The following is an 11,992-nucleotide window of genomic DNA, read 5'->3' as shown; positions in this document are numbered from 1 at the left end:
ACGGTCTGGTAGTTCAGCTGGTTAGAATACATGCCTGTCACGCATGGGGTCGCGGGTTCGAGTCCCGTCCAGACCGCAAAAAGCTTCTCAAATTTGAGAAGCTTTTTTTATTTTACATTTATTTCAAAAAAATAGCTGAGGTTTTTACACCTCAGCCACCCTTCAATCAATGAAGAAATAATTACAAAATTAATTCACTTCATTATTATTATTAATTTCCGACAATGGTACCGGTAAATACGCATGTCCTGCAGAAGTAAATCCAGTTCTATTAGCTGCCTGCATAGCTTGATCTAACATCCCCCATCTTCTTAAATCAAAAAATCTTGTAGACTCCAATGTTAACTCCATAGTTCTTTCGTGAATAATTTGATTTTTCACATCATCTTTGGAAGTAACAGTAATCGCTGGCATTAAACCATGTATTTCTCTTACCTTATTTATTAATGGTATTGCTTGCGCTGTTGCTCCAGTCTCATTTAGAGCTTCAGCATACATCAGCATTACATCAGCATAACGCATTAAAACCACGTTAACCCCGACATAAGAATTATTCCAAACATAATTAGGTAACCACTTTCTAAAATACACCTTATCTGCATTCACATTAAAATACTTCCAATTCATTAACTGATCCCAAGTATACCCTTGCATTTGAGGACTTGCAGCATTATTAAAGAACGGGTCTCTAAAATAAATAGTTCCGTATAGTCTATTATCATACAAACCATTAGTTGCCACCATACCTTCAGACTTCATAACCGTTTCCAAACCTTTAGTAGCCTCTAATCCACCCCAGCCTCCAATAGACCAATCGCCAATAAAAGCATGTAACCTCGTTGCATTCCACGAAGTAGCATCTCCAGACTTAAACTGCAACTCAAAAACAGATTCTTGATTATTTTCATTTTCTCCATTAAAAAGACTTAAGAAATCAGGTTCCAAACTATAACTACCCGTTCCTCCATCAATTACAGGCTTGAAAGCATCTATAGCATTTTGAAAATCCGTAGCTTCCGAAGAAGTAACATCACCAGCCTTATACAAATATGCTTTTCCTAAATATGCATAAGCAGCTCCTTTTGTAGCCCTTCCTGGCTCTGTAACATCTTTATTTTTAAGCATTGTTGCAGCTTGCTTAAAATCTTCTATAATTACAGCCCAAGCCTCTGGTCTTGTAGATAAAGCTTTATCTAAAGTTTCTGCAGTTATAATTTCTGTTCTTAAAATTATTTGTTCAAATAACGTTAACAATTTAAAATGATAATAACCTCTTAAAAAAGTTGCCTCGCCAATTATTTGTTTTTTATCAGCATCAGATATCTGATCTGCCGTCATTTGACCAACCTTAGTAATTACTTGGTTTGCAAAATTCAATCCCTTATAGTTTGTTCTCCAAACTACATTAATATGCGTATGCCCATTTGTATAATTAAAATTAAATATCTCCCTCCAATGTGCATAGTTCACAGCATCTGGACCCGGTAAAGCATAATCAGATCTATAATACTCAATTATAGGCCTTCCTTCCTGCCATCCATCCCAAAAATTACTTCTCGATTCCAATTCCGCATAAACTGCTGTCAAACCAGACATTGCATCATCTGTATTTCTCCAAAAAGAATCAGACGTTAATTGATCAGGTGATTTTTGATCTAAAAAATCATCATCATTACACGATATAAAAACTACTAATGTTAGTAATGCTGTTGTTATTATTTTTTTCATCTTCTGATTGTTTAATTAAAATTGAATTTGCGTTCCCAAAATCACTGATTTATACTGTGGATACAAAGTTCTATCTACACCTCTCGAAAGAATCGAACCTCCAACCTCAGGATCTAAACCGCTATAATTTGTAAAAGTGAATAGGTTTTGCCCAGTAATAAAGAACCTCAACTTACTCATACTCAACTTATCCAAAACCTTTTTCGGGAACGAATATCCCAATTGAATTGTTTTAATACGTAAATAACTTCCATCTTCTAAAAATCTACTAGACGCTCTATTATTTCTATTAGGATCACCTAAAACTGCTCTTGGAATATCCGTATTAGTATTTGTTGGCGTCCAAGCATTTAATGAAGACGCTTCAAAATTTCTTCCTGTATCTACTCCAATTGATTGAAATCTATTTCCATTATAAATTTTATTACCCCCTACTCCTTGAAAAAAGATATTAAAATCAACACCTCTGTAATCTGCAGATAAATTTAAACTGTACTCATATTTCGGCAACGCACTTCCTAAATACACTTCATCATCACTATTTAAGACCCCATCTCCATTTTGATCCACAAAACGAATATCTCCTGGCTTTGCATCTGGCTGTAATGTTCCTGTTGGGTCATGAGCATCAATTTCTGCTTGATTTTGAAAAATCCCATTAGCTACTGGTAAAAAATAAGCACCTGGCTCATAACCAACTTTTGTTTGATTTACAAAATGATCAGACCCAAACAATAAACCAGCACCTCTTAAAACCTGACCTGGTCTTGCCAATTTAGTAACCTCACTATTTAAAGTTGAAAAAGTTGCAAATGCTGAAAATTTCACCTCATTAAAACTCTCATTATATCCTAACTCAAACTCAACACCACTATTCTCAAACTCACCAACATTAATTACCGGATTACGTACACCACTAGAAAGCGGCACTTCTTTAACAATTAATAAATCTTTTGTTTTAGTATTATAATAATTTACAGAACCTTTTATTTTATTATCTAAAACCGAATAATCTACCCCTAAGTTTGAAGAAATATTCGTTTCCCATTGTAAATCTGGATTCTCTAAATCTCTAGCAATCCCTCCAACATACGAAGTCTGTGGGTTTCCAAAAATATACCCTCCATTTGACGAGTTAGCACCCTGAGAAATTAATGCTACAAAATCATAATTACCTAAAGCATTATCACTACCAGCTTCTCCCCAACTAAATCTTAACTTTAAGAAGTCAAAAATATCTTGATCATTCATAAAGCTCTCTTCAGTAATTTTCCAACCTAATGCAAACGATGGAAAAACACCATACTTATTATTCTTTCCAAACTTAGAACTACCATCCCTTCTTATACTTGCTTGAAATAAATATTTATTATCATAAGCATAATTAACCCTTCCAAATAACGAAGCTAAAGTATATTCTGAATTTGTTCCTCTTCCAGAGAATGTTGCCTCAGCAGTTCTAAACGCATTCAATGTTTTAAAATTTTCATCTAGTAATGTTACCGGTTCTTTATCATCTAAATCCCCATTACCATCTAAGTCTTGATCAGATATTTTCCAACCTTCAGCCTGAACATATGTTTCTGAAAAAGGCTCTATAATTCTTTGATACCCCCCTAAAAGTTCAATTGCATGTTTCCCAATTTCTGTCTTATAGTTTATAGTATACTCTTGATTAATTCTTCTAAAATCACTGTTGTATTCCGACAAAAAGAAGTATTGATTCTGTTCATTACCATCAACATCTCTCACCCTAAAAGGCTTATGAAAAGCATACGAAAAGTTAGCCAAGTTAGATATTGAATAATTTGCCCCCAACTTTAAACCTTCAAACAACTCATACTTAACCCCAACATTCCCTATGAAATACTTTAATTTCGTATATCCTTCTCTAAAAAAATTTTCACCCACAGGATTTCTATGATCTGGTAAATCTCCATCTCTATACCCATAACCAGATTGCTTAGTTGGATCTAATATTGGAATTAAAGGAGATATCTGATACGTTTCTCTTAATGAGAACTTATAATTCTCTCTATATGTTTCAGAATAGTTTAAAGCTCCAGTCACCTGCAGCCTTTCATCAGTAAAAGTTGCATTCGCAAAAAGTCCTCTCTTAGTAAACTCTGAACCTATTAACACTCCTTTTTCATCAGCAAAATTCCCTCCCAGAGTAAAGTTTAACTTCTCCGAAGCTCCACTAACCCTCGCATTTAATAATTTCAATTCACCATCTCTGTGAGTAGCCCCTAACCAATCAGCATTAACATTTGGTGGATTTGCCACATAACTAGGTAAAGCAACACCAGCATTTTCATACATTTGTCTATGCACTTGAACATAACCATCTGCATCTAACAAATTCAGTTTTTTCCTTTGCGTATTAAAACTTAAAGACTGCTCAATATCAACAGTAATTTTTCCTTTTTTTCCTTTTTTAGTAGATATAATCACCACACCATTTGCAGCTCTTGTTCCATAAATTGAAGCCGAAGCAGCATCTTTCAATACCTCTATAGACTCAATATTATTTGCATCAATAAAATAAGGATCAGCCTGTACACCATCAACAATAAACAATGGCCTATTACTTCCAAAACTTCCAACTCCCCTTATTAAAATATCAGCTACTCCTCCTGGCGTTCCAGAAGATGATGTTACTGTAACTCCAGCAACCCTTCCTTGTAACGCATCCGTAGGATTCGTAGTTACTACTTTGGTTAGCTCTTTTGCTTTTACCTGACCTACTGCACCAGTTACATCACTCTTTTTTTGCGAACCATAACCTATAATAACCACTTCCTCCAAAGTATTATCTTCTTCTAAGGTTACATTTATTGTTAATTGATTTCCAACCAACACTTCTTTAGATGCATAACCAACAAAACTATACACCAATATAGTTGCCGGACCTGCCTTAATCTTGTAATCTCCATTAAAATCTGCCTCTACGCCTTTTAATTCACCTTTAACAGTTACTGTAGCCCCTGGCAATCCCACACCACTATTATCCGTTATTTTCCCAGTAATCTCGCCTTCTTGAGAAAATACATTTTGAGAAAAAATCAACAGAAAACAAACTAGTAGGGTCAAGAAGACTTTTTTTAATAATTTTTGTTGTAATCTTAATTCCTTTTGTTTCATAAGTTAGAAAATATTAGTTTTTATTTTTATATACACCCCGCTTGCTTTCTCTAATACATAAACATTATAATTAATTATAAAAGCCATAGGTACACAGCTAATCTAAAACTAGTTACACAAAAAACAAACCAGTACCTACCAGTTTGTTTTTGTTTTAATAAATTATATATTTGTTTCATGAGCATAATTCATATAGAAAAAAACGTAGGTATTCCGAAGTACAAACAAATTGTTACTTCTATAGAAAACGCCATTGCATTAAAGCAAATAAAATTGGGAGATAAACTCCCTTCAATCAACAGCATTAGGACTAAATATAAATTATCAAGAGATACTATTTTATATGCCTACAACGACTTAAAAGTTAGAGGAATTATAGAATCAATCCCAGGAAAAGGGTATTATGTAAATAGTGAAAGTGTATACATAACTCAAAAAGTTTTTCTATTATTTGACGAGCTTAACGCCTTTAAAGAAGACTTATACAATTCTTTTCTAAAAAATCTTAATGAAACCATAGAAGTAGATATTTTCTTTCATCATTTCAACTATGATGTTTTTAAAAAACTAATCTATGACAATTTAGGAAAGTATAATTACTATATAATTATGCCCGCTAAACTAAAGAAAACAGAATTGATCTTAAATAAAATATCTCAGAAAAAGGTATACATATTAGACCAAACAAATAGCGAACTATCTCACTACCCTGCCATATACCAAAACTTTGAAAAAGATATTTTTAATGGTTTATTAGATGGACTTAAACTATTGAAAAAATATGATCATTTAGTTTTTCTTTTTGAAAAAGACAAACAACCCAACGGCTTGTTAAAAGGCTTTAAAAAATTCTGTTCTATGAATAGATTTAAAAACACAGTTATTGAATCTTTAGAAGGTTTTGAAATTGAAAAAGGTGATGTATTTATAATACCCGACGATAGAAACCTTATTCGAATTATTAAAAAGGTTAAAGAAACCAAGTTTAAAATAGCTTCTGACATTGGAATTATCTCATACAACGACACATTATTAAAAGAAATTGTAGAAGATGGAATAACCACTATTTCTACAGATTTTAAAGCCATGGGAAAAAAGCTTGCTCAAATGATTTCAAATAATGAAGAAGGGCAAATAGAAAATGAAAATAAACTAATAATTAGAAATTCTCTGTAAAATTTGCAAGCAATTAAACAAAACATTATTGAACAAGGCACTAATATCACCTTGCATAATGATAAATCGAAAGCAGAAATATCTCTTATTAACGGAGGAAGTTTAACTCAATTAATATTGAACAACTCAGTTATTATTAAAGATTTTTCCAGCATAGTATCTTACAAAGAATCATATGCTTCTGCAATATTATTTCCTTTTGCCAATAGGATTTTAAATGGTGAATATGAATATTTAAATCAGAAATATCAACTAGAAAAAAACTCTTCTTGTAACACAAATGCTATACATGGTTTAATATATAACAAACCATTTAAACTAACATCAAAAGAAATCAATGAACATTCGATTTCTGTTACCTTAACTTACAATCAAGAAACAAAAGAAAACGGATTTCCATTTCTATTTTCTATCGCAATAACATATACCTTATTTAACAATCAACTAAATTTAAATGTAACTATCAACAATAATGATAATTATTCATTCCCTTTCACTATTGGATGGCATCCTTATTTTTATTCTAACAATATCGCAAACAGCGTTTTAGAAATAAATTCTGATAAGGAAATAATTCATGATAAGGAAATGATTCCTATAAAAACCGAAAACAACAAAACACCGTATAAATTTAAAATTGGGGATAAGAAACTGGACAACTGTTACTTATTAAAAAATAATTTCATCAGATTTAAAACCCCTGATTATTTACTAAAGATAAATTCCTCTTTTAGCGACAACTATATACAAATTTATACTCCAGACCTAGAAAATCATATTGCTATAGAACCTGTTACAGGGCCTTCAAATAGCTTTAACAACAAATTAGGACTACAAACTTTACCATCTAAGGAAGAGTTTAATATTCAATGGACAATTCAATTAAAAAATGAATAATTTAAAATACATAACAGCACTTACTTTTGTTCTTGTTTTACTAAGTTGTAACTCAAAACAAAAAACCGATTCAAGAAAAACACCCAAGCATACCAATATGTATGCAAACATTCTTGACTATAAGATAAGTCCTCAGCAAAAATTTGATAAAGAAGGACTAATGTTTTCAGATCAAGGAGCTTGGTTTGCTTACAGTTTTCATGAAAACACAGCTGAATCAATAGGTTTTAGTGGTCCTTTTTTGATGACACAACAAAATGGTATATGGCTAACAACCTCATTTACTAATTTAAGCATTATTGAAAATGATAATTACCCTAAGAGTTTTAAAAACATAAGTTCTAATGCTTATACAAGTCATCTAGAGCAAACTTTTAACACCAAGGAATTAGAAATTACTCAAAAACTTGTTTTTAAAAATGGGCATACAGCTTTAATCGAAACAACTATAAAAAACAATTCAAAGAAGGAGAAAGATTTATCATTGAACTGGGGTCATTCACCAATATTTGCTGATGGAATTTCTTTTGAACTTGAAAAGAATGAATTAAAAATACACTCAACCAATTCTTTAGCAAAAGGACATCTTATATTTCCAAAAAATGTTGAAATAAAACTAATAGACAATCTACATTATCAAGCCCACAATAAATTGATTTTAAAACCAAACGAAAAAAAATCGTTTGTAATTTCTCAATCCTTCATTTTCCCAGAATATTCATGGGATAAAGAAAAAGACAACATTAAAAATGCTGATTTTGAAGAAGTCTTACAAAAGAAAAAAAAAGAAAAAGAAACACAACTAGCTTCATTAATAAAAAACAGCAAAAAACAATTTCAAGATAGCACATACAACAAAGCATTAATTAAAGCACATTTAACTTTACAAAACAATTGGCGTATACCAGCTGGAGAAATTAAACACGAAGGCTTATTCCCAAGTTATCACTATAAATGGTTTAATGGTTTTTGGTCTTGGGATTCTTGGAAACATGCTGTTGGGTTATCTTACTACGACACAAAACTTGCCAAAGAACAAATGAGATTAATGTTTCATTTTCAAAAAGATGATGGTTTTATTGTCGATTGCGTTTTTAGAGACACTCTAATAGAGAAGCATAATTATCGTGATACCAAACCACCTCTATCTGCATGGGCAGTTTCTAAAATTTATAACAAAGACAAGGATATTGAATTCGTTAAAGAATTTTATCCTAAGCTAAAAAAATATCACCAGTGGTGGTACAACAAAAGAGACCATGACAAAGATGGACTTTGCGAATATGGATCTACAGACGGAAGTTTAATTGCTGCAAAATGGGAAAGCGGTATGGACAACGCTATACGATTTGACAATTCTAAAATTTTAAAAAATGAAGAGGGTGCTTATTCTTTAAATCAAGAAAGTGTTGACTTAAACGCATATCTTTATGCTGAAAAAATATACTTAAGTCAATTAGCAACCAAATTAAAACTCACTGAGGAAAGTCAGCAATTTATTACAGATGCCAACAAATTAAAAACTAAAATTCAGGAACAATTTTACGATAAAAATGATGGTTGGTTTTACGATACTAACTTAGAAGGAACAACTTTTATTAAAGGAGAAGGAAGTGAAGGCTGGACTGCTTTATGGGCAAATGCGGCTACACAAGAACAAGCAGAAGCAGTAAAAAATAAAATGATGAATACTGCTAAGTTTTACACAAAAGTCCCCTTTCAAACTATGAGTGCCGATCATCCTAAATTTGATCCATTAAAAGGATACTGGAGAGGACCTAATTGGCTAGACCAATCTTACTTTGGCGTAAAAAGCTTACGCAATTATGGTTTTCATTCAGAAGCAGACAAAGCTACTATTCAAATTTTAAAAGGAGCAGAAGGCTTATTAGAAGACGGTAAATCGATTAGAGAAAATTACCACCCTTTAACAGGAAAAGGCTTACATGCTAAAAACTTTAGCTGGAGCGCTGCACATATTATTATGCTATTACAAAAAGACTAATGAACTACAATCAAATAAAAATATCGACTCAGCAAGCTGAAGAAATTCTTTTAGAACTTTTTAATTTAAAAGGAACAGCAACTTCACTACCTGGTGAAGTAGATTTTAATTTCAGGATAAAAGTAGAAAACAACGAAGGATATGTGTTAAAAATATCTCGTCCTGAAGAAGATGTAAACTATTTAGATTTTCAGCAAAAGTTATTACAATACGTAGATAATAACACAACAAGTCTAGTTACTCCAAAAGTAATAGAGGATAGAAATGGAAATGCTATTTCAGAAATTACAGATAGCTTTGGTAAAACACGAAAAGTACGTTTACTTACATGGATTTCTGGAAGAGTATGGAGCAGTGTAAATCCCCAATTAGACGAATTAAGATTAAGTTTAGGAAAACAATGTGGTTTATTAACACAATCACTACAAGGATTTGATCATCCAGAAGCTCATAGAAAATTTGATTGGGATGTTGCTCAATCATTATGGACAAAAGAACATTTAGAGTTGTTTTCTAAAGAAGAAAAAGAAATACTTAATACATTTCAACAACAATTCGAAACTGTTCAATCAACTTATACAAAACTTCGAAAAGCAGTAGTCCACAATGATGCTAACGACAATAACGTTATCGTTTCTAGCAATAAATTAAACCCTACTGTAAAAGCTGCAATTGATTATGGAGATTCTGTCCACACTCAAATCATAAACGATTTAGCTATTAGTTGTGCTTATTGTATTATGCATCACAACGACCCCTTAACAGCTGCTATACCCATTGTAAAAGGTTACCATTCTTCTTTTCATTTACAAGAGGATGAACTTGCACATCTATATATCGCTATAGCAATGCGATTAGTAATATCCGTAACAAAATCGGCTATCAATAAACAAAAAGAGCCAGACAACAAATATTTATTAATTAGTGAAAAACCTGCTTGGGAACTACTTAAAAAGTGGAAAAACATCCATCCAGATTTTGCTGAATATACTTTTAGAAATAGTTGTGGCTACACAGCACACCCACAACAAAATCAATTTGAAAACTGGACTACTGAAAACGCATTCAACTTATCAGATTTATTCCCTACTATAAATAAAAACATTGTGCATCCTCTAGATTTAAGTGTATCTAGTAAGTGGATTGGACATCAACAAGATTTTAACGACTTAGAGTTATTTCAATTCAAATTAAATCAATTACAAAAAACAGTTCCAAGTAAAATTATTGCAGGAGGCTATTTAGAACCACGTCCTATCTACACCTCAACAGAATATGACAGCATTGGAAATTATGGTAGAGAAAGTAGAACAATTCATTTAGGAATAGATTATTGGTTATCTGCAAACACAGCTGTTCATGCTATTTTAGATGGTGAAGTTATAATAGCTACAAACAATTCTGGAGATAAAGAATATGGAGGTTTAATTGTTTTAAAACATCAAGTTAATGAATTAGAGTTCTATACATTATATGGTCATTTAACAGTTAAAAGTGCAACAAAACACAACTTAGGAGATATCATAAAGAAAGGAGAAAAAATAGCAGAATTGGGAGACCATCCAGAAAACGGAAACTGGGCACCTCATTTACACTTCCAAGTTATGTTATCCTTATTTGATTATAAAAACGATTTTCCAGGTGTAGCATACTTCAGCCAAATAGAAACTTGGAAAAGTATTTGCCCAAATCCTAACTTGTTATTTAAATCAGAAGCTTTAGAAGAAATAACAACAATTGATAACGAGTCGTTAATTTCCTACAGAAAACAACACTTAGGAAAAGGATTAAGCCTACAATACAACACTCCTATAAAAATGGTTCGAGGAGCTGGTCAGTATTTAATGGATCAATATGGTCGTAAATACTTAGACACTGTTAACAATGTAGCTCATGTAGGCCACGAACACTATGAAGTTGTTAAGGCTGGACAAAATCAAATGGCACTTATAAATACGAATTCAAGGTATTTACATGAAAACATAAATAAACTAGCTAAAGAACTTATTGAAACTTTACCTCCAGAATTAAATGTTTTACACTTTGTAAATTCTGGAAGCGAAGCAAATGAATTAGCAATCCGTATGGTCAAAGCAGCTACAGGCGCAAGAGATATTATTGCTAGCGAAATTGGATACCATGGAAATACTAACATGTGTATTGACATATCTTCTTATAAGTTTGATGGAAAAGGAGGTGAAGGAGCACCAGAACACACCCACATATTTCCCTTGCCTGATGCTTTTAGAGGAAAATACAGAGGTACAAACACAGGAGACAAATATGCTGAAGAAGTACAAAAGCAAATAGATATAGTTCACAAAAAAGGACGTAAAGTAGGAGCTTTTATAATAGAACCTATTATTTCTTGCGGAGGACAAATAGAACTACCTGAAGGTTTCTTAGAAAAAGCATACAGCAATATCAGAAAAGCTGGAGGTTTATGTATTTCAGATGAAGTTCAAGTAGGATGCGGACGCCTAGGAAAAACCTTCTGGGGCTTTCAACTTCACAACGTAATTCCAGATATTGTAACTATAGGTAAACCTTTAGGCAACGGACATCCACTAGCTGCTGTTGCTTGTACACAAGAAGTTGCAAATAAATTTGCTAATGGCATGGAGTATTTCAACACTTTTGGTGGCAACCCAGTTTCTTGTGCCATAGGAACAGAAGTACTTAGAACTGTAAAAAGAGAAAAACTACAAGAAAACTCTTTAAATGTAGGTAACTACCTAAAAGAGGAATTAAAAAAACTAGCTAAGGAATTTCCTATCATAGGAGATGTACGAGGACAAGGTTTATTCTTAGGTTTTGAATTAACAGATACCGAATTAAATCCTTTACCAGAACAAACTGATTACTTAGCAAATCGTATGAAAGAACACGGTATTTTAATGAGTACTGATGGACCTGATTATAATGTATTAAAAATAAAACCTCCAATTGTATTTACCAAGGAGAATGCTAAAGAGTTGATACATTATTTGCAATTGATTTTTAAAGAGGATTTCATGCAACTTTAACAAACAACACTAACAT

6 protein-coding genes and 1 tRNA gene are annotated in these 11,992 nt (G+C 32.2%); 5 read left to right on the top strand and 2 right to left on the bottom strand.

Translation table 11 applies throughout. The features are described 5' to 3' along the window. Window positions 1-2: 2 nt before the first annotated feature. A tRNA-Asp gene (locus tag Q0958_RS16995) sits at window positions 3-76 on the top strand. 113 nt (window positions 77-189) lie between these two features. On the opposite strand, the gene Q0958_RS16990 is transcribed toward Q0958_RS16995, so the two are convergent. Both Q0958_RS16990 and Q0958_RS16985 read right to left on the bottom strand, forming a co-directional pair. Further along, window positions 190-1,728, bottom strand: coding sequence for a RagB/SusD family nutrient uptake outer membrane protein (locus Q0958_RS16990; RefSeq protein WP_299125262.1), 1,539 nt, complete (start codon window positions 1,726-1,728; stop codon window positions 190-192). A gap of 15 nt (window positions 1,729-1,743) precedes the next feature. Further along, window positions 1,744-4,872 carry a TonB-dependent receptor gene (locus Q0958_RS16985; RefSeq protein WP_299125261.1) on the bottom strand — a complete coding sequence of 1,043 codons (3,129 nt, stop codon included), beginning with the start codon at window positions 4,870-4,872 and terminating at the stop codon, window positions 1,744-1,746. A gap of 177 nt (window positions 4,873-5,049) precedes the next feature. Here Q0958_RS16985 and Q0958_RS16980 point away from each other — a divergent pair, with 177 nt between their 5' ends. The 4 genes from Q0958_RS16980 to Q0958_RS16965 are packed head-to-tail and all read left to right on the top strand — an operon-like array spanning window position 5,050 to window position 11,976. Next, a complete protein-coding gene (locus tag Q0958_RS16980) occupies window positions 5,050-6,048 on the top strand; it encodes a GntR family transcriptional regulator (RefSeq protein ID WP_299125258.1) in 999 nt (332 codons plus the stop codon). 3 nt (window positions 6,049-6,051) lie between these two features. Beyond that, window positions 6,052-6,945 carry an aldose 1-epimerase gene (locus tag Q0958_RS16975; RefSeq protein WP_299125255.1) on the top strand — a complete coding sequence of 298 codons (894 nt, stop codon included), beginning with the start codon at window positions 6,052-6,054 and terminating at the stop codon, window positions 6,943-6,945. Beyond that, complete coding sequence (locus Q0958_RS16970) at window positions 6,938-8,950, top strand: trehalase family glycosidase (RefSeq protein ID WP_299125252.1); 2,013 nt, start codon at window positions 6,938-6,940, stop codon at window positions 8,948-8,950. Before Q0958_RS16975 ends, Q0958_RS16970 begins: the two co-directional genes overlap by 8 nt. Then, a complete protein-coding gene (locus Q0958_RS16965) occupies window positions 8,950-11,976 on the top strand; it encodes an aminotransferase class III-fold pyridoxal phosphate-dependent enzyme (protein ID WP_299125250.1) in 3,027 nt (1,008 codons plus the stop codon). The genes Q0958_RS16970 and Q0958_RS16965 overlap by 1 nt, the downstream gene beginning before the upstream one ends. The last annotated feature ends 16 nt before the right edge of the window (window positions 11,977-11,992 follow it).

It is taken from the genome of uncultured Tenacibaculum sp., from assembly GCF_947499065.1.
Lineage (GTDB): Bacteria > Bacteroidota > Bacteroidia > Flavobacteriales > Flavobacteriaceae > Polaribacter.
The sequence above is the reverse complement of the archived record's forward strand: the minus strand, read 5'-3'. Positions and strand labels throughout refer to the sequence as shown.